Below are 17,662 nucleotides of genomic sequence, written 5' to 3'. Positions count from 1 at the left end.
GAGAAGGATACGGTCAACAAAACGCTGTTATTTCGTCTTTTGCAGTTCGAGTAGCTGTTCCGCCGTCACTGCCGGGTAGCCCTGCGCATCGTCCGGCACATCGTGCAGCGCCGGGATCGGCACCAGCGGCCCTAAAAAGCGCGGTTCGCGTTTGAAAATATACAGATCGGCAAGTGCGCCAAGCCGCGCGCCAAATTCCCTGACCCGCACCGTCAGCATATCTTTCGGCGAAGGCACCGCGTAACACTGGGCCTGAATCCCCATGTGCAGAGCGATAAACAGCGCCCGCTCGCAATGGAAACGTTGGGTGATGATAATGAAGTCGTTAGTGTCGAACACTTTGCGGGTGCGAACGATGGAATCCAGGGTGCGGAACCCGGCGTAATCCAGCACGATGTCTGCCGGATCGACCCCTGCGGCGATCAGATCCTTACGCATGGTCATCGGCTCGTTGTAGCTTTGCAGCGCGTTATCGCCGCTCAGTAGCAGGTAATTCACTTTGCCACTGTTATAGGCGTTGATTGCACCCTGGATGCGGTAGCGGTAGTACTGGTTAATGACGCCGGTGCGGTAATACTTGGCGGTGCCCAGCACCACGCCCACCTGGCGGTAGGGCAGGTCCTGCAATTCGTCGTAGACGTAAGGGGAGGTTTTCCAGCTTATCCAGCGATCGAGAAGCAGCGCCGCTAACAGCAGTAAGCCGATAAACACAACCAGGCTGTACAACAGGCGCTTCAACATTCAGGTGGCTCGGAACAGGAAAATTGCCATCAAGGCTACTTTACCCGCCAGGCGAGCGCAACCGCTCACCGTGCGGGTGGATTAAAATTAAGCATTCCGCACGGTGTGGCGTTACGCGTCAGGCCAGCAGCACCCGATCGACATTGTGGCAGCCCAGACCGTTAAGAGTTGAAACCGTCGGTGCCCACTGGCTGATATTGCCATTCGGCAGTTCAGCAAGAATGGCGCGCTGGATATCCGCAAAGCCATAACCCTTGAGGATCACCAGGTTCAGCGCGGCCTGTAACGGCGGCAGGGAAGGATTGAATGCCGCGTTTTCAGCGTAGCTGCCGGTGAGGATAGTGCCGTCGCGCAATTCCATCGCCAGGCCACAGGGCGACTGGGTGTAGGGCGCGTGGCTGCGGTTGGCCGCTTTAATCGCCTGTTGGCTCAACGCATCGCCTTCTACCGCAAAGCCGTGGTCTTCCGCGTCGAAAATGGTGGTTTTGATATCCAGATCGCGCGGGCCGAAAGCGTCTGGCAGATAGTCTTTCAGCCTGGCGGCGGCGCGACCAGGTAAATGGATATGCAAATCGAGGCCGCTGTTCAGTTCATTCATAAATTGGCGGCAGTGTCCGCATGGGGTGTAGTTAACGGTAATCGCCCGCAGACCGGTTTCGCCGCTCATCCAGGCGTGAGTAATGGCGCTTTGTTCGGCGTGGATAGTCTGTTGCAGCGCGATGCCCGGGTATTCCATGTTCGCGCCAAACCATAAATTTCCGCTAACGCCGCGTGCAATAGCCCCAACGTTAAAATGGGAGATAGGGGTTTCGGCGTACGCTGCCGCGAGCGGCAGTAAAGCGAACGCCAGTTCGTCTTCGTTGAGCCCGCACTGACGTTGGATCTGCTGAGACTGTTCGGCAGTCAGCATCGCCGGAAAATGTTCGTCATCCAGCAGGGAAGCAAGCGCGGTTTGCAGAGGCTGAGAAAGCCCGGCAAAGGCAGTATGAAATCGTGAATGCATGGCAACGCCTCTTTATATCGGTTACTGGATCCGTAGTTTACGGAGCCAGAGAGGCTTGATATGTGACATATATCTCGTTATTTATGCAACGAAAATTCTTTCATACAAATTTGCGCGACATCTCGCAAATTTTACGACCAGAACGCCAGGATCACCGGGAATAAAAACGGGGCAATGAGTGAAGTGATAATCCCGCAAATCACCAGCGCCAACGAACTAAACGCGCCTTCCTGATAGTCCAGCTCCGCGCAGCGGGCGGTGCCCAGGGCGTGCGAGGCGGTGCCCATCGCCAGGCCGCGCGCCGATTTGGTGCGAATGCGCATGATATTCAGCAGGCTGTGGCCAAAGACCGCGCCCAAAATCCCGACGAAAATCACGCACACCGCGCTGATAGCTGGAATGCCACCGAGGCTGCCGCCCACCGCCATCGCAATCGGCGTGGTGACGGATTTCGGCAACACTGATGCGGCGATTTCCGGGGATGCGCCCATCAGCAGCGCCACGGAGGTGCCGGTTAACATCGCTACCATACTGCCGATAAAGCAGATGGTGATGATCGATTTCCAGCGCGCGCGGATCTGGTGAAGTTGCTCATACAGTGGAAACGCCAGCGCCACCACGGCGGGTTGCAGCAGGTCATTGAGGATTTTGCTGCCCTGGAAATAGTGATCGTAAGGCGTATGGGTGAACACCAACAGCGGGATAATTACTACCATCGATACCAGTAACGGGTTCAGCAACGGAGTTTTTAATTTTGCCGCCAGCTTACGGGCCGCGAAAAATACCACCAGGGTTAACGGCAGCGACCACCAGATATGCTCAATCATTGTTTAGGCTCCTGCTGGCCGATGACTTTGCGCTGGCCGTGCACCAGATGTGAACTCCAGCTCACCACCAGAAACACCACCAGGGTACTGATAAAGCACGACACCACCACCGGGCCGAACTGCGCTTTCAGCACATCGACATACTGCATTACGCCAATCCCCACCGGCACAAACAGCAGCGCCATATAGCGAATCAGCACGTTGCAGCCGGGTTTGACCCATTTCGACGGGAGGATCTGGAGCGACAGCAGGATAAACATAATCAGCATCCCGATAATGCTGCCGGGAATGGTGATAGGCAGCAGCGCCGCCAGGGCGATACCCGCATACAAACAGGCATAAATCAGGATAAACGCACGGACAAAGTGCCAGATTGTGGTCAGCATAGTGCTCATATCAATAACCTTGTTGGAATGCATTCATCATACAATTAAAGAAAATTGTGTGCTACAGATCACATCATGATTTTATGGCATCAAAAGTATGCCTGGCGTGCACAGTTGCAAGCCTTGTCAGGTATTAACCCCGTCATTCTTCACGTTGCAGATGCGTTGGCTTGACTCGCTCACCCCAGTCACTTACTGATGTAAGCGCCTGGGGATTCGCTGCGTCGACGCGTGACTCAGCCTTCGGCTTCGCCCCTTCGGGGCCAGCGCAAGCGCTGTTCAAAGCCCTTCAGGCTTTGTCCTGCAACTTGAATTATTTAGGGGATAAAAGAGGGAGGTGCAGGTGCAGCATTTTTATATTTTTTGCCAGCATACCCGGCGGAGCGGGCGGGCTCAATGGCATCGCGTAAAATGCATTTCCCTTCTTGTCGCCAGGCGCTACCATAGCGCCTCTTTTTTACTGAGGTCGGCTATGCGTGTATTACTGGCGCCAATGGAAGGCGTACTGGATTCCCTGGTACGTGAACTGTTAACGGACGTGAACGATTACGATCTGTGCGTCACGGAATTCCTGCGCGTGGTGGATAACCTGCTGCCAGCAAAATCCTTCTATAAACTCTGCCCGGAACTGCATCACCAGAGCCGCACCCCGTCGGGCACGTTAGTGCGCATTCAACTTTTAGGCCAGCACCCGCAGTGGCTGGCGGAAAATGCCGCCCGCGCGGTGGAGCTGGGCTCCTGGGGCGTGGACCTCAACTGCGGCTGCCCCTCAAAGCTGGTTAACGGCAGCGGCGGCGGGGCGACATTGCTCAAAGATCCCGATCTGATTTATCGCGGCGCGAAGGCGATGCGTGAAGCGGTCCCGGCAAACTTACCGGTGACGGTGAAAGTACGCCTCGGCTGGGACAGCGACGCCCGCCAGTTCGACATCGCCGATGCGGTGCAGCAGGCGGGCGCTACCGAACTGGTTGTGCATGGCCGCACCAAAGAGGATGGTTATAAAGCCGAGCGCATCAACTGGGCGGCAATTGGCGAAATTCGCCAACGCCTGTCGATTCCGGTGATCGCCAATGGCGAAATCTGGGACTGGGAGAGCGGTCAGGCGTGTTTGCAGGCCACGGGTTGTGACGCGGTTATGGTCGGGCGCGGCGCGCTGAACGTGCCGAATTTAAGCCGGGTCGTAAAATACAACGAAGCGCCGATGGCCTGGCCGGAGGTGGTTGAATTACTGCAAAAATACACTCAGCTTGAGAAGCAGGGCGACACCGGCATGTACCATGTGGCGCGCATTAAGCAGTGGCTGGGTTATTTACGAAAAGCCTATCCGCAGGCGGCTGAACTATTTACCACTATCCGTACCTTAACGGATTCGCCGTCGATTGCCGCGGCGATTGACGGGTACGCCCGGCAGGCGTACCCCGTGGATAGCATCACGATTTAGAAAATCGCCTTAAACACACCCGTAACCACCAACAGCCCAATCAAAAAGATAATCAAAACCGCCCATAGAATAATTTTCATCTCTTTCCCTCTGTTTGTTAACCAGTACATCCGTAACTGAGTATAGGAAAGATTGAGAAAGTGGCGAGGCGGTTCCCGCTTCGCCGCCGAGAAACCGGGCTTTACCCTTGCTTACGCTGCTCTCCTGTTCCTTTTCTATACTTATCCTTTCTTCGCATCCAGAGAGGACGACCCATGACCCAACGAGTTGCAATAGTGACCGCTTCCGATTCCGGCATCGGCAAGAAATGTGCGGAATTACTGGCACAGCAAGGTTTCGACATCGGTATTACCTGGCATAGCGACGACAAGGGTGCCAAAGAGACCGCCGAACAGGTGCGATCGTTTGGCCGCAACGTGGAAATGGTCCAGCTTGATTTAAGCCATTTACCTGACGGCGCGAACGCCATTCAGGAACTGATCGACCGTTTCGGGCGCATTGACGTGCTGGTGAACAATGCGGGGGCGATGTCAAAAGCAGCATTCCTGGATATGCCGTTTGAAGACTGGCGCAACGTGTTTACCGTGGACGTGGATGGCGCGTTTTTGTGTTCGCAAATCGCCGCGCGTGCGATGGTGAAACAGGGGGAGGGCGGGCGCATCGTCAATATCACGTCGGTTCATGAGCATACGCCGTTGCCCGAAGCCAGCGCTTACACGGCTGCAAAACATGCCCTCGGCGGCCTGACGAAATCAATGGCGCTGGAACTGGTGAGCCACGGCATTCTGGTGAATTCCGTTGCGCCTGGCGCCATCGCCACGCCGATGAATGATATGGATGAAGAAGACGTGAAACCCGGCTCGCTGCCGACGGTGCCGCTGGCGCGTCCGGGACGCACGGAAGAGATCGCAAGCCTGGTGGCCTGGCTGTGTTCAGAGCAGGCGGCTTATGCCACCGGCCAGTCGTTTATCGTTGACGGTGGTTTTATGCTCGCCAACCCGCAGTTTAAACCTCAGGAGTGAGGCTTTTTACGCTGGCGGCGTTTAAAGCCGTAGCGCAGTAGCGCCACGCATCCCACGGCCAGCGCCAGCCAAATCCAGTGTTTCAGGTGCTGGTCGAGGGAGTGTAGCCACGGCGCAATCACTTCGCCCCCCACATACCCCAGGGTGGTAAACAGCGCCGCCCAGACCAGCGCGCCGATAATATTCAGCGGCAGAAACACCTTTGGCGGCACGTGGCTGGCCCCGATCAGCAGCGGCCCAATAATGCGAAAACCGTACATAAACCGGCATCCGGGCACAAACAATAGCGGATGGCGGGCAATCAGCTTCTGCGCAGAGGCGATTTTATCCTGATGTTTATTAAAACGTTTGAGCAACTTCGCGCCATAGCGCCGTCCCAGCAAATAGAGTACCTGGTCGCCAATCATCCCGCCCAGCGCCACCACCAGCACCACCAGCGGAAACGCCAGTAAACCCTGATGCGCCGCCACGCCGCCCAACAAGGTGATGGTTTCGCCCTCCGCCATACTGCCCAGCAGCAACGCCGCATAGCCATATTGTGAAATGAGTGCTGATACATCCATCGCGAGTCTGTTCACTCCATGTTATTCATTGTATTAAGAATACACCCCGAGGCCGGGAACGCCTCGTCCAGCGGTGATTTTCACGGGGCTCGCTAAATCGTGCTGTTCAATAATTAATCACCCCACCTGCGTTATACTTATCTCATCCTTCCGGGAGCCAGCGTCACGGCTGGCGTGAGCGTGTTACCAAACAGGGGGCATTATGAACCATGTCTGGGGGCTTTTTTCCCATCCTTATCGTGAAATGCAGGTCATTAAGGGCGAAAACGAAACCGTTTCGCATCACTACACCCACCACGTGCTGATCATGGCGGCCGTTCCGGTGATTTGCGCGTTTATTGGCACCACCCAAATAGGCTGGGATTTTGACGACGGCAACGTGGTAAAACTGTCGCTGTTTACCGGCTTCGCGCTGGCAATCCTGTTTTATGGCCTGATGTTAGCGGGCGTGGCGGTTATGGGCCGCGTTATCTGGTGGATGGCGCGTAACTATCCGCAACGTCCGTCACTCAACAACTGTATGGTGTTTGCCGGCTATGTGGCGACCCCCTTATTTTTGAGTGGTATCGTCGCGCTGTATCCCATCGTCTGGCTGTGTGCGCTGGTGGGGACGATTGCGCTGTTTTATACCGGCTATCTGCTGTATGTCGGCGTTCCGGCGTTCCTTAACATTAATCGCGAAGAGGGGCTGAGCTTCTCCAGTTCGACCCTGGCGATTGGTGTTTTAGTGCTGGAAGTCCTGCTGGCGTTGACCGTTATCTTGTGGGGTTACGGATATCGTCTATTCTGATGAAGGTGCATTGCCGGTTAAAACTGGCGCAATGTACTCTTAAATCACGATTCTCCTGTAGCGATAAAGCTGGACGCCGGAGTATCATCCCGGCGCCAGCTTCCAAATATTCATTGAGCGTATGGAAGCGGTGTGCGTCACAACGTGCGTGAATAATTTTCTGAAGTAAAACCATGCCGACTACAATCCGTCATTCACTCCTGAGCCTTGCGCTCATGCTGGCTGTACCCTTTGCGCCTGTGGCCGTCGCGGCGAAAACGGCGGTGACCCAACCTGCCGCCCAACCGGAAATCGCTTCCGGCAGCGCCATGATCGTCGACCTGCAAACCAACAAGGTGCTGTATTCCAGCCACCCCAATCTGGTTCGTCCCATTGCCTCCATCACCAAAGTGATGACGGCGATGGTGGTGTTAGACGCCCGTCTGCCGCTGGATGAGATCCTGAAAGTCGACATCAGCCAGACGCCGGAGATGAAAGGGATTTATTCGCGCGTGCGGCTGAACAGTGAAATCAGCCGTAAAAATATGCTGCTGCTGGCGCTAATGTCATCGGAAAACCGTGCGGCGGCCAGCCTGGCGCACCATTACCCCGGTGGTTACAACGCATTTATCCGCGCCATGAACGCCAAAGCGAAATCCCTCGGCATGACCCATACCCGTTTCGTTGAGCCGACCGGCCTGTCGATTAAAAACGTCTCCACCGCCCAGGACCTGACCAAACTGCTGATAGCCTCTAAACAGTATCCGCTGATTGGGCAGCTCAGCACCACCCGCGAGGATATGGCGACGTTCTCTAAACCGGCTTATACCCTGCCGTTTCGTAATACCAACCATCTTGTGTATCGCGATAACTGGAATATTCAGCTGACCAAAACCGGCTTTACCAATGCGGCGGGCCACTGCCTGGTGATGCGCACCGTGATCAATAACCGTCCGGTGGCGCTGGTCGTGATGGATGCATTCGGCAAATACACCCATTTTGCCGACGCCAGCCGCCTGCGTACCTGGATGGAAACCGGTAAAGTGACCCCGGTTCCGGCCTCTGCGCTGAGCTATAAACGGCAAAAAGCGGCGCAAATGGCCGCAAATAGTACTACCAACGATGCACAAAACGACTGATTAGCCTGGCAGCGCCCAATCGCCCTGATTGAGCGGGCGCTGCATAATCAAGGTATCCCGCCAGTTTCCCAACTTAAAGCCCACGCTACGCAGCTGACCGACCACTTCAAAGCCTAACTGCCGGTGAAGGCGCTGCGATCCAGGATTGTTTTCACCGTCGCCGATAATGGCGATCATCTGCCGCCACGGGCCTTGCTCGCAGCGGGCAATCAGCGTTTCCAGCAGTTCACGGCCAACGCCACGCCCGGTCATGCTGGCGTCGACATAAATCGATTCTTCAATGGTGTAGCGGTAAGCGGGGCGGGAACGGTAGGGCGCGGCGTAACAGTAACCCACCACAATACCGTGCCATTCTGCGACCAGCCACGGATAGCCCTGTTCAGTAAGGTGGGCAATACGCTGCGCCATTTCTTCGGCGTCAGGTGGAATTTCTTCAAATGAGGCGCGGCCATGCTGGACATGCCATGCATAAATGGCGGCGATAAACGCGGTATCTGCAGGCTGGACGTCACGGACAACTATCGCAGGGACAGGGACAACTTCGACTGCTGACATTTTCCATTCCTCAGGGCTGGCTCAGGCCAGCGCGATGCTGGCCTTGCGGTAACTCTAATCGGAATTTTCTTAGCCTGGTAGAGGAGCGCTCTTTTTTAACCAAAAGTTCACTATTTAGCCTGGTCGTGAACGCTTTCGCTAACCGGTTCCGCCCAATTTTTCAACTTTGTTGTTTTCCCAATGCCGGGGTTCATGCTGTTTGTCGGGTCATTTTGCTTATAAAAGCGTTTTAATTGCGTCGGTGCTTCATACAAATGGCCCACGTTATGCTCCGCAGGGTATTGCGCGCCCCGCGCCCGCAGCAGTTCCAGCATCTCGTCTTTCAACGCATGGGCATCCACGCCTTTCTTCACGATGTAATCCTGATGGAACACATAACAGAAGAAATGACCGTAATAGAGCTTATGCACCAGTTTACTGTCGATTCCCGCAGGCAGGGTTTCGAACCACTCGGTGTCGTTACGGCGCAGCGCGATATCCAGCGCCAGAATATCTTCTACCTCGTCGGAGTGAACCGCCTGATAGCGGATCGCCGCGCCTGCCGCCGCAAAACGGTGTAAAAAGGCTTTGCTGCCTTCCTCAGGGGTACAGGCAAAGAAGCCGCCTTCCGCGTCGTTAAAGAAGCTGGTCAGCCAGGCGCGTGCTTCTTCGATTCCGTCTCCCGCCATTTTCAGCAGCAGATGATGCTCGTATTTATCACGCCACTGCTTCATGCGCGGCGGCAAATGGCCGGGGAAAATTTTGCCCAGTTTCTGCATGGCGCGGTCAGTAAAGTGCGGTTTAAACACGCTGACTTTATCCAGCAGCGCGTCGGTGCGGCCTTTGAGGGTAAAGAAGAACGGCATTTTGTCGGTGCCGAGTTTATCGATCATTAAAAACGTGTCTTTGCCGTAGCGCTCGGCGATGTCGTAGATATCACGGTGCATATACTCGCCTGCGACCGGCAGGTTTTCAAAATTCGCCAGCATATGGCGGCGGATTTCCGTCAACACCGCAGCATCGTTGGTGCCGATATAAAACACTTGCTGGTTCTTTTGCGCCGGGAAGGTATCAAGACGCACCGCGAACACGGCCAGTTTGCCTGCGCAACCGGACGCTTCAAACAGCCGGTCCGGGTCGGCGTTATAGCGCGCCGGGGAATCGGCGTTGATATCGCGCACCCGGCTGATGTAATCACTGTCTGACGCATGGCGGCCATCGTGGCGCACATCTTCAGGTTTCAGGCGGTCATCATCCAGCTTGCCGAGGATCTGCTCCGGGGTATGCCCTAAATCAATGCCCAAATGGTTGACCAATGTGAGTTTGCCGTCCTCGTTGATCCGCGCGTACAGCGCCATCTCGGTATAGGCCGGGCCACGATGAATCAACGCGCCGCCGGAGTTATTGCAAATGCCGCCCACCACCGATGCGCCAATGCATGATGACCCAATCACCGAGTGCGGCTCACGGCCCAGTGGTTTCAGGGCTTTTTCCAGGGTGTACAGGGTGGTGCCGGGGAAAGCCAGCACCTGCTCGCCGTTATCAATCAGCTGTAATTTATCCAGACGCAGGGTGCTGATAATCACGATTTGGCGGTCATAATCGTTGCCGTTCGGCGTGGAACCCTCTGTCAGGCCCGTATTGGCGGCCTGCATTAAAATAATCTTATCGGCGTTCACACAGGCTTGCAGCACGCGCCACAGTTCAAGTAGTGAACCGGGGAACACCACGGCCAGCGCGTCGCCCTGGCCTGAGCGAAAGCCCTTGCGATAGCGGGCGGTTTTCGCGGGATCGGTCAGCAGGTGGCTTGCGCCCACCAGCCGGGTAAGTTCAGCGATAAAAGAAGCATTATCGTTATGCGAGGTGAGGGACATGCTCCACTCCTTGTGGTATGACAAATGTAGGCGGTTTTAATCATAGCCCTCCCTTTGCGAGAAAACTCGGAAAGCGCCGAAAAATCAGAGCGCAAACACATTGCGCCTCTTCTTACCGATTTCACCCTGTGGCACACTGCACACCAAATCTGCATGGGCGGCTATGCTTATTAGCCGCATGACTGAGAGAGTAAATGGCATGAAATGGCTTTGTTCTGTAGGGATGGCAGTCAGCCTCGCGCTGCAACCTGCTTATGCTTCATCGACGTTTGGCGAGCACCCGTTAACCCCTGAGGCGCGGGATGCGTTTGTCACCGATCTGCTTAAACAAATGACCGTGGATGAAAAGATTGGTCAGTTGCGGTTAATCAGCGTGGGGCCTGATAATCCGAAAGAAGCGATTCGCGACATGATCCAGAAAAGCCAGGTGGGGGCAATCTTCAATACCGTCACCCGCGAGGATATTCGCGCCATGCAGGATCAGGTAATGGAACTGAGCCGCCTGAAAATCCCGTTGTTCTTTGCCTATGATGTGTTGCACGGTCAGCGCACCGTGTTCCCGATAAGCCTGGGGCTGGCGTCCTCGTTCAATCTCGACGCGGTAAAAACCGTGGGTCGCATTTCCGCGTATGAAGCGGCGGATGACGGGCTGAATATGACCTGGGCACCGATGGTAGATGTCTCGCGCGATCCGCGCTGGGGCCGCGTTTCCGAAGGTTTTGGCGAAGATACGTATTTAACCTCCATCATGGGTAAAACCATGGTAGAAGCGATGCAGGGCAAAAGCCCGGCGGATCGCTACTCGGTGATGACCAGCGTGAAACACTTCGCCGCCTATGGCGCAGTGGAGGGCGGGAAAGAGTACAACACCGTAGATATGAGCATGCAGCGCCTGTTCAACGATTACATGCCACCCTACAAAGCGGCGCTCGACGCGGGCAGCGGCGGGGTGATGGTGGCGCTAAACTCGCTGAACGGCACCCCGGCGTCCTCCGATAGCTGGCTGCTGAAAGATCTGCTGCGCGATGAGTGGGGCTTTAAGGGCATCACGATTTCCGATCACGGGGCAATCAAAGAACTGATTAAACACGGTACGGCGTCGGACCCTAAAGACGCGGTACGCGTGGCGCTCAAGTCCGGCATCAACATGAGTATGAGCGACGAGTACTACAGTAAGTACCTGCCGGAGTTGGTGAAAAGCGGCGATGTCACTATGGAAGAACTGGACGATGCCGCACGCCATGTGCTGAACGTCAAATATGATATGGGGCTGTTCAACGACCCATACAGCCATTTAGGGGCCAAAGAAACCGACCCGCAGGATACTAACGCCGAAAGCCGTCTGCACCGCCAGGAGGCGCGCGAAGTGGCCCGTGAAAGTATGGTGCTGCTGAAAAACCGTCTCGATACGCTGCCGCTGAAAAAATCAGGGACTATCGCGCTTATCGGCCCGTTGGCAGACAGCCAGCGCGACGTGATGGGCAGTTGGTCGGCGGCGGGCGTGGTGAAACAGTCCGTGACTCTGATGAGCGGCATCAAGAGTGCAGTGGGTGACAACGCCAAAATCCTTTACGCCAAAGGAGCTAACCTCACTAACGATAAAGGCATTATCCAGTTCCTGAACCAGTACGAGCAGGGTGTGGCCGTTGATGAGCGCACTCCGCAGGCGATGATTGACGAAGCGGTGCAAACCGCTAATCAGGCCGACGTGGTGGTGCTGGCGGTTGGCGAGGCTCAGGGTATGGCCCATGAAGCGTCCAGCCGTACCGACCTGACCCTGCCGCAGAGCCAGCGCGACCTGATCGCCGCCCTGAAAGCCACCGGTAAACCGCTGGTGCTGGTGCTGATGAACGGGCGTCCGCTGGCGCTGGTGAAAGAAGATCAGCAGGCCGACGCGATTCTGGAAACCTGGTACGCAGGCACCGAAGGGGGCAACGCCATTGCCGATGTGCTGTTTGGCGACTACAACCCGTCGGGCAAACTGCCGATGTCTTTCCCACGTTCCGTGGGGCAGATCCCGGTGTATTACAGCCACCTGAACACGGGCCGTCCGTACAATCCGGAAAAACCAAACAAGTACACGTCACACTACTTTGATGAAGCCAACGGCCCGCTGTATCCCTTCGGTTATGGCCTGAGCTACACCACGTTTAGCGTATCGGACGTGAAGCTCTCTTCGCCGACGATGCCGCAAAACGGCAGCGTGACCGCCAGCGTGGAAGTGACCAACACCGGTAAACGTGAAGGTGCCACGGTGGTGCAGATGTATGTGCAGGACGTTACCGCTTCTCTGAGCCGCCCTGTGAAAGAGTTGAAAGGGTTTAACAAAGTGACCCTGAAACCGGGCGAGACCCAGACCGTCAGCTTCCCGATCGACGTTAATGCGCTGAAATTCTGGAACCAGAAGCTGCAATACGTTGCTGAACCGGGCAAATTCAATGTGTTTATCGGCCTGGACTCCGCAAGAGTTAAGCAGGGCGAGTTTGAGTTGCAATAATTATCGATAGTTGTAAAAAGGCCGGGAAACCGGCCTTTTTTATTTCAGGCTAGTCTGGCTCAATCCACCAACCCATTATGCGAAGCGCCTGATTCTCAACTACGCTTTTCCCTTGAACCCCGCGTTTGGGTGTGACGAGGAAAATCAATGAAAACGAAAATCTGGAGTGCGGCAGGCTTACTTTTGTTGGCGACAGGGACTCAGGCGGCGGAGCCGGTAAAAGTCGGTTCAAAAATCGACACCGAAGGCGCGCTGTTGGGCAATATCATTATTCAGGTGCTGGAAAGCCACGGCGTTAAAACGGTGAATAAAGTGCAGCTTGGCACCACGCCAGTGGTGCGCGCCGCGATTACATCCGGCGAGCTGGATATCTACCCGGAGTACACCGGCAACGGCGCGTTCTTCTTCAAAGATGAAAACGATCCCGCGTGGAAGAACGCCAAAGCGGGTTATGAGAAAGTCAAAAAGCTCGATGCTGAGCAAAATAAACTCACCTGGCTGGCGCCTGCCTCGGCGAACAATACCTGGACCATCGCCGTACGTAAGGACCTGGCAGAAAAGAACAAGCTGTCATCGCTTGCCGATCTCAGCCGCTATCTGAAGGAGAAAGGTGAGTTCAAACTGGCAGCCTCGGCAGAATTTATTGAACGCCCGGACGCGCTGCCCGCCTTTGAAAAAGCCTACGATTTCAAGCTTAACCAGCCTCAACTGCTGTCGCTGGCCGGGGGCGATACCGCCGTTACCATCAAAGCCGCGGCACAACAAACCTCCGGCGTAAATGCCGCGATGGCCTACGGCACCGATGGCCCGGTTGCCGCGCTGGGCCTGCAAACCCTGACCGATCCGAAAGGCGTACAGCCGGTCTATGCGCCCGCGCCGGTAGTGCGCGACGCCGTGCTGAAGGCGTACCCGCAGATGGGCGAGTGGCTCGACCCGGTATTCGCCTCGCTGGATGAGAAAACCCTGCAACAGCTGAATGCCTCGATTGCCGTTGAAGGCCTGGACGCGAAAAAAGTCGCTGCCGATTATCTGAAGCAAAAAGGATTTGTGAAGTAATCACGCCTGGAAAAGGGATGTCTTTTGACAATACGCTGTCATAACCGGGTGATGCTGCTGCTGGCGATACTGCTGGCGGCAGCGCTCCTGCTGCCGTTTATCAATTACGCGCCTAACCGTCTGGTTTCAGGCTCGCCGATGAGCGTGTCGGCGCTTTCCCCGCTGGCGCTGTATGGCCTGCTTGCCGCCGCGCTCATGCTGATTATCCTGTCACTTTTACCCGGACGCGCCGCGTTGATTGCCGGGCTGGTTAGCGCAGAAGGACTGTTTATCGCGCTATTGCTGCTGGTGGGCTACGGGGCGACCCATCTGGCCCAGCAGGGCAGTAGCCTGGCGCGAACGTCGCCCGGCAGCGGAGCGTGGCTGATGGCGGCGCTGGCTCTGCTGTTAATGAGCGATACCATCAGCCGCCTGACGCAAAAGCCGTTATGGCGCTGGTTGTTGCTGGCGCAACTATGGATTGTGCCGCTATGGCTGCTGCTTACCGGCTCTTTCAATGATATTTCGCTGCTTAAAGAGTACGCCAACCGCCAGGACGTGTTTAACGACGCGTTCAGCCAGCATCTGGCATTGCTGCTTGCGACCCTGGCCATTGCCTTAGTTATCGGCATTCCACTGGGATTACTGTGCCACCGTTACGCCCGTTCGCAGCCCGCTGTTTTTTCGATTCTTAATGTCATCCAGACGGTGCCGTCGATTGCCCTGTTCGGCCTGCTGATTGCGCCTCTTGCCGCGCTGGCGGTGCTGTTTCCCTGGCTGGGGCGGATGGGTGTTTCCGGCATCGGCACGGCGCCTGCATTAATCGCGCTGGTGCTTTACGCGCTATTGCCGCTGGTACGCGGCGTGGTGGCGGGGCTGGGACAGGTACCGGAAAACGTGCTGGAAAGCGCGCGCGGGATGGGGATGACTGACCAGCAGCGCTTTTTTAAAGCGGAAGTGCCCCTGGCGCTGCCGGTGCTGTTACGCAGCCTGAAAGTGGTGGCGGTGCAGACCGTCGGCATGGCGGTGATTGCCGCGCTGATTGGCGCAGGCGGTTTCGGCGCGCTGGTATTCCAGGGGCTGCTAAGCAGCGCGCTGGATCTGGTGCTGTTGGGCGTTATCCCGGTGATCGCCATGGCGGTGGCGGTGGATGGACTCTTTAACCTGCTGATTGCGGCGCTGGAGGCGCAACGACATGATCGAATTTGATGGCGTGACCAAATATTACCAGGGACGCGCCGCCGTCGAGGATCTCAATCTGAACTTCCGCAAGGGCGCGTTTTCGGTATTGATTGGCACCTCCGGCTCCGGTAAGTCCACCACCTTAAAGATGATTAACCGGCTGGTGGAGCATGACGAAGGGCGCATTCGCTTTGCCGGAGAAGAGATCCGCAAGTTTTCGCCAGAGGATTTACGGCGGCGTATGGGTTATGCCATTCAATCTATCGGGCTGTTCCCGCACTGGGACGTGGCGCAGAACATCGCCACCGTCCCGCAACTGCTGAAATGGCCAAAAGCGCGGATTAACCAGCGGGTTGATGAACTGCTGGCGCTGCTTGGCCTCGACCCGGCGCAGTTTCGCCGTCGTTATCCGCATCAACTCTCCGGCGGCCAGCAGCAGCGGGTCGGCGTGGCGCGGGCGCTGGCGGCAGACCCGGAAGTATTGTTGATGGATGAACCCTTTGGCGCGCTCGATCCGGTGACCCGCGAGGCGTTGCAGCAGGAGATGATGCGTATCCATCAACTCCAGGGACGCACCATTATTCTGGTCACCCACGATGTGGATGAGGCGCTGCGCCTGGCCGATCATCTGGTCGTGATGGACGGCGGCAAAGTGGTGCAACAGGGCGCGCCGCTGGCTTTGATCAGCCAGCCGGAAAACGACTTTGTGCGCGATTTCTTTGGCCGCAGCGAGCTGGGCGTGCGGCTACTGTCGATGCGCCAGGTAAAAGATTACCTCACGCCGGGGCAGTGCGAAGGCCTGCCGGTAATGCGGGATATCTCGCTTCGTGAGGCGCTGTCGCTGTTCGTTGAGCGGCGCTGCGACGAACTGCCGGTGGTGGATGAACAGGGCAATCCGTGCGGTACTCTGCGCTTTAACACTCTGCTGGAGGGCGATCGTGCGTCTGCTTCGTGATCCGCTGTTGTGGCTGATTTTGCTCTACGCTGCGCTGTTGGCGGGCCTGCCGCACAGCGCGGGTTTGTTTAGCTGGCTGTTTCCGCAGTTGCCGCGCCCGCTGTATCAGCAGGAGAGTTTCTGGGCGCTGACCGTGGCGCATTTTTATCTGGTGGGCATCTCCAGCCTGGTGGCGATCGCGCTCGGTATCGGATTAGGGATTGTCGTGACGCGCCCGTTCGGGCTGGAATTCCGCGCGCTGGTGGAAACCATCGCCGCAGTGGGTCAGACCTTTCCCCCGGTAGCGGTGCTGGCGGTGGCGGTGCCGGTCATCGGCTTCGGCAAAGAGCCGGCGATTATCGCGCTGATTTTGTACGGCTGGCTACCGGTGTTGCAGGGCACGCTGGCGGGTATTGGCGCGGTGCCGGGCAGCGTCAAAGAGGTAGCGCGCGGCGTCGGGATGAGCGGCTGGCAGACATTGTGGAAAGTAGAGATGCCACTGGCCGGGCCAGTGATCCTGGCGGGGGTGCGCACATCGGTGATTATTAATATCGGGACGGCGGCAATCGCCTCGACAGTTGGCGCGAACACGCTCGGTACACCGGTGATTATCGGCCTGAGCGGCTTTAACACCGCGTATGTGATCCAGGGGGCGATACTGGTGGCGCTGGCGGCGATTATCGTCGACCGCGCCTTCGAGCGTTTACAGCAACTTATGACCCGGCATGCAGGATAACCGTATAACCGGCCAGCATTACGCCGCCGATCCCGCCAATCGCCATCAGTAACATGCCGGTGACAATCGCTATTCTGGTTAATTTCATGGACTGCTCCTTTGGTTAACCAGAAGATTATACCCGTCTGCGCTCAGGTTGCACCTTTGTTATTTTTGTTGCGCCGTTTAGAGCGCTTCCGGCGTGTTTAAATCAATGATCGCGCGACCATTCTCGCGCCACTGCGCCAGCTGTGTACGCTGCTGAGACGTGGGGTTATCACCACACCACACCAGCAGCGTCTGGCCTTCGAAAATCTCCGGGCGCAGTTGCGCCACCGGATGCGCCAGAATACTCACCCGCCAGCCGCGTTGCGTCGCGCTCCAGCCCGCCAGCCACAGGCGAGTGGTATCAGTAATATTCCAGCCGATCACCAGCGCGTCTTTGCCGCTTTTTTTGCGCGCCGAGGACAGGCACAGGGCGATGTAATTGATCAGCACGCCATCAAGGATGCTCAAAAGCGTGGCGAGGGCGGCCTGCTGGCTGAGCAGGCGATGACGAAGAGGAATAAACAGCTTGTCGACCAGCGTTTGGGCGGGGTAATCGCGGCCGGTTTCGCTCACCCAGTTGCGCACCCGGTTAATATTCCCGGCGCGCAGCAGCCGCAATAGCGTCTCCTGCATTTGATACCACTGGGAGCCAGGGTCCTGCGCGTCCGTCAGCAGCAGCGATTTTACCTTGCTGACCTGGACGCCGTTATCCACCCACTGTTTGATCTCGCGGATCCGGTCAATGTCAGATTCGTTGAATAAGCGGTGCCCGCCATCGGTGCGCTGCGGCTTAACCAGCCCGTACCGCCGCTGCCATGCCCTGAGTGTGACAGGGTTAATATCACACAACTCCGCCACCTCACCGATGGTGTAAAGCGCCATACCACCCTCTCTCTGAGCTAAAAATCCCCACTTAACTGTAGTAGGTAGCAGGCTAACCAGGCAAAATGTA

General features: G+C 56.6%; 19 protein-coding genes. 9 read left to right on the top strand and 10 right to left on the bottom strand.

All coding sequences use genetic code 11. The annotated features are described in order from the left end of the window. Window positions 1-27 precede the first annotated feature (27 nt). The 4 genes from sanA to ACVV26_RS14705 form a co-directional block, all read right to left on the bottom strand. Window positions 28-741, bottom strand: coding sequence for an outer membrane permeability protein SanA (sanA, locus tag ACVV26_RS14720; protein ID WP_474797946.1), 714 nt, complete (start codon window positions 739-741; stop codon window positions 28-30). 118 nt (window positions 742-859) lie between these two features. Then, entirely contained in the window at window positions 860-1,744 is an 885-nt protein-coding gene (cdd, locus tag ACVV26_RS14715; RefSeq protein WP_474797944.1) for a cytidine deaminase, read from the bottom strand. Between the two features lie 131 nt (window positions 1,745-1,875). Continuing rightward, a complete protein-coding gene (locus tag ACVV26_RS14710; protein WP_312978444.1) occupies window positions 1,876-2,571 on the bottom strand; it encodes a CidB/LrgB family autolysis modulator in 696 nt (231 codons plus the stop codon). Continuing rightward, entirely contained in the window at window positions 2,568-2,966 is a 399-nt protein-coding gene (locus ACVV26_RS14705; RefSeq protein WP_474797942.1) for a CidA/LrgA family protein, read from the bottom strand. The genes ACVV26_RS14710 and ACVV26_RS14705 overlap by 4 nt, the downstream gene beginning before the upstream one ends. Window positions 2,967-3,429: 463 nt before the next feature. Here ACVV26_RS14705 and dusC point away from each other — a divergent pair, with 463 nt between their 5' ends. Beyond that, window positions 3,430-4,398 (top strand): tRNA dihydrouridine(16) synthase DusC, encoded by a 969-nt coding sequence (gene dusC, locus ACVV26_RS14700; protein WP_474797940.1) that lies wholly within the window; start codon window positions 3,430-3,432, stop codon window positions 4,396-4,398. On the opposite strand, the gene yohP is transcribed toward dusC, so the two are convergent. After that, window positions 4,395-4,478, bottom strand: coding sequence for a small membrane protein YohP (gene yohP, locus ACVV26_RS14695; protein WP_085949451.1), 84 nt, complete (start codon window positions 4,476-4,478; stop codon window positions 4,395-4,397). The genes dusC and yohP overlap by 4 nt on opposite strands. A gap of 174 nt (window positions 4,479-4,652) precedes the next feature. On the opposite strand from yohP, the gene ACVV26_RS14690 reads away from it, so the two are divergent. Beyond that, the gene (locus tag ACVV26_RS14690) at window positions 4,653-5,420 is read left to right on the top strand and encodes an SDR family oxidoreductase (RefSeq protein WP_312978450.1); all 768 of its coding nucleotides are present in this window, start codon (window positions 4,653-4,655) and stop codon (window positions 5,418-5,420) included. Here ACVV26_RS14690 and ACVV26_RS14685 read toward each other — a convergent pair. Further along, complete coding sequence (locus ACVV26_RS14685; protein ID WP_474797938.1) at window positions 5,411-5,983, bottom strand: DedA family protein; 573 nt, start codon at window positions 5,981-5,983, stop codon at window positions 5,411-5,413. The genes ACVV26_RS14690 and ACVV26_RS14685 overlap by 10 nt on opposite strands. 202 nt (window positions 5,984-6,185) lie before the next feature. Here ACVV26_RS14685 and ACVV26_RS14680 point away from each other — a divergent pair, with 202 nt between their 5' ends. Together ACVV26_RS14680 and pbpG are read left to right on the top strand one after the other, a co-directional pair. After that, a complete protein-coding gene (locus ACVV26_RS14680; RefSeq protein ID WP_474797936.1) occupies window positions 6,186-6,773 on the top strand; it encodes a Yip1 family protein in 588 nt (195 codons plus the stop codon). Between the two features lie 173 nt (window positions 6,774-6,946). Further along, window positions 6,947-7,891: a D-alanyl-D-alanine endopeptidase gene (pbpG, locus tag ACVV26_RS14675; RefSeq protein WP_474797934.1), complete on the top strand. Its 945-nt coding sequence runs from the start codon at window positions 6,947-6,949 to the stop codon at window positions 7,889-7,891. On the opposite strand, the gene ACVV26_RS14670 is transcribed toward pbpG, so the two are convergent. Further along, on the bottom strand, window positions 7,892-8,446 hold the full coding sequence (locus ACVV26_RS14670) for a GNAT family N-acetyltransferase (RefSeq protein WP_474797932.1): 555 nt from the start codon (window positions 8,444-8,446) through the stop codon (window positions 7,892-7,894). A gap of 110 nt (window positions 8,447-8,556) precedes the next feature. Then, on the bottom strand, window positions 8,557-10,299 hold the full coding sequence (dld, locus tag ACVV26_RS14665) for a D-lactate dehydrogenase (protein WP_474797930.1): 1,743 nt from the start codon (window positions 10,297-10,299) through the stop codon (window positions 8,557-8,559). Between the two features lie 199 nt (window positions 10,300-10,498). Here dld and bglX point away from each other — a divergent pair, with 199 nt between their 5' ends. From bglX to ACVV26_RS14640, 5 genes are all read left to right on the top strand, one after another. Further along, window positions 10,499-12,796 (top strand): beta-glucosidase BglX, encoded by a 2,298-nt coding sequence (gene bglX / locus ACVV26_RS14660; RefSeq protein ID WP_474797928.1) that lies wholly within the window; start codon window positions 10,499-10,501, stop codon window positions 12,794-12,796. Between the two features lie 147 nt (window positions 12,797-12,943). Further along, complete coding sequence (gene osmF, locus ACVV26_RS14655; protein ID WP_474797926.1) at window positions 12,944-13,852, top strand: glycine betaine ABC transporter substrate-binding protein OsmF; 909 nt, start codon at window positions 12,944-12,946, stop codon at window positions 13,850-13,852. A gap of 24 nt (window positions 13,853-13,876) precedes the next feature. After that, complete coding sequence (locus tag ACVV26_RS14650) at window positions 13,877-15,040, top strand: ABC transporter permease (protein WP_474797924.1); 1,164 nt, start codon at window positions 13,877-13,879, stop codon at window positions 15,038-15,040. After that, the gene (locus ACVV26_RS14645) at window positions 15,027-15,968 is read left to right on the top strand and encodes an ABC transporter ATP-binding protein (RefSeq protein WP_474797921.1); all 942 of its coding nucleotides are present in this window, start codon (window positions 15,027-15,029) and stop codon (window positions 15,966-15,968) included. The genes ACVV26_RS14650 and ACVV26_RS14645 overlap by 14 nt, the downstream gene beginning before the upstream one ends. Beyond that, window positions 15,952-16,683, top strand: a complete 732-nt coding sequence (locus ACVV26_RS14640; protein ID WP_474797919.1) for an ABC transporter permease — start codon at window positions 15,952-15,954, stop codon at window positions 16,681-16,683. Before ACVV26_RS14645 ends, ACVV26_RS14640 begins: the two co-directional genes overlap by 17 nt. On the opposite strand, the gene ACVV26_RS14635 is transcribed toward ACVV26_RS14640, so the two are convergent. Both ACVV26_RS14635 and ACVV26_RS14630 read right to left on the bottom strand, forming a co-directional pair. Beyond that, complete coding sequence (locus ACVV26_RS14635) at window positions 16,661-16,771, bottom strand: protein YohO (protein ID WP_125291656.1); 111 nt, start codon at window positions 16,769-16,771, stop codon at window positions 16,661-16,663. The genes ACVV26_RS14640 and ACVV26_RS14635 overlap by 23 nt on opposite strands. A gap of 77 nt (window positions 16,772-16,848) precedes the next feature. Next, window positions 16,849-17,592 (bottom strand): MerR family transcriptional regulator, encoded by a 744-nt coding sequence (locus ACVV26_RS14630; protein WP_474797917.1) that lies wholly within the window; start codon window positions 17,590-17,592, stop codon window positions 16,849-16,851. Between the last annotated feature and the right edge of the window lie 70 nt (window positions 17,593-17,662).

It is taken from the genome of Atlantibacter sp. MEI4A-1023 (assembly GCF_056155425.1).
Note: the sequence above shows the minus strand (reverse complement) of the source record. Positions and strands in the feature narration are given on the sequence as shown.

Coding starts and splice junctions, on each gene's coding strand:
- sanA (WP_474797946.1), bottom strand. CDS start 741: ATGTTGAAGCGCCTGTTGTACAGCCTGGTTGTGTTTATCGGCTTACTG.
- yohP (WP_085949451.1), bottom strand. CDS start 4,478: ATGAAAATTATTCTATGGGCGGTTTTGATTATCTTTTTGATTGGGCTG.
- ACVV26_RS14670 (WP_474797932.1), bottom strand. CDS start 8,446: ATGTCAGCAGTCGAAGTTGTCCCTGTCCCTGCGATAGTTGTCCGTGAC.
- ACVV26_RS14645 (WP_474797921.1), top strand. CDS start 15,027: ATGATCGAATTTGATGGCGTGACCAAATATTACCAGGGACGCGCCGCC.
- osmF (WP_474797926.1), top strand. CDS start 12,944: ATGAAAACGAAAATCTGGAGTGCGGCAGGCTTACTTTTGTTGGCGACA.
- dusC (WP_474797940.1), top strand. CDS start 3,430: ATGCGTGTATTACTGGCGCCAATGGAAGGCGTACTGGATTCCCTGGTA.
- ACVV26_RS14705 (WP_474797942.1), bottom strand. CDS start 2,966: ATGAGCACTATGCTGACCACAATCTGGCACTTTGTCCGTGCGTTTATC.
- cdd (WP_474797944.1), bottom strand. CDS start 1,744: ATGCATTCACGATTTCATACTGCCTTTGCCGGGCTTTCTCAGCCTCTG.
- ACVV26_RS14630 (WP_474797917.1), bottom strand. CDS start 17,592: ATGGCGCTTTACACCATCGGTGAGGTGGCGGAGTTGTGTGATATTAAC.
- ACVV26_RS14635 (WP_125291656.1), bottom strand. CDS start 16,771: ATGAAATTAACCAGAATAGCGATTGTCACCGGCATGTTACTGATGGCG.
- ACVV26_RS14685 (WP_474797938.1), bottom strand. CDS start 5,983: ATGGATGTATCAGCACTCATTTCACAATATGGCTATGCGGCGTTGCTG.
- ACVV26_RS14690 (WP_312978450.1), top strand. CDS start 4,653: ATGACCCAACGAGTTGCAATAGTGACCGCTTCCGATTCCGGCATCGGC.
- pbpG (WP_474797934.1), top strand. CDS start 6,947: ATGCCGACTACAATCCGTCATTCACTCCTGAGCCTTGCGCTCATGCTG.
- bglX (WP_474797928.1), top strand. CDS start 10,499: ATGAAATGGCTTTGTTCTGTAGGGATGGCAGTCAGCCTCGCGCTGCAA.
- dld (WP_474797930.1), bottom strand. CDS start 10,299: ATGTCCCTCACCTCGCATAACGATAATGCTTCTTTTATCGCTGAACTT.
- ACVV26_RS14710 (WP_312978444.1), bottom strand. CDS start 2,571: ATGATTGAGCATATCTGGTGGTCGCTGCCGTTAACCCTGGTGGTATTT.
- ACVV26_RS14680 (WP_474797936.1), top strand. CDS start 6,186: ATGAACCATGTCTGGGGGCTTTTTTCCCATCCTTATCGTGAAATGCAG.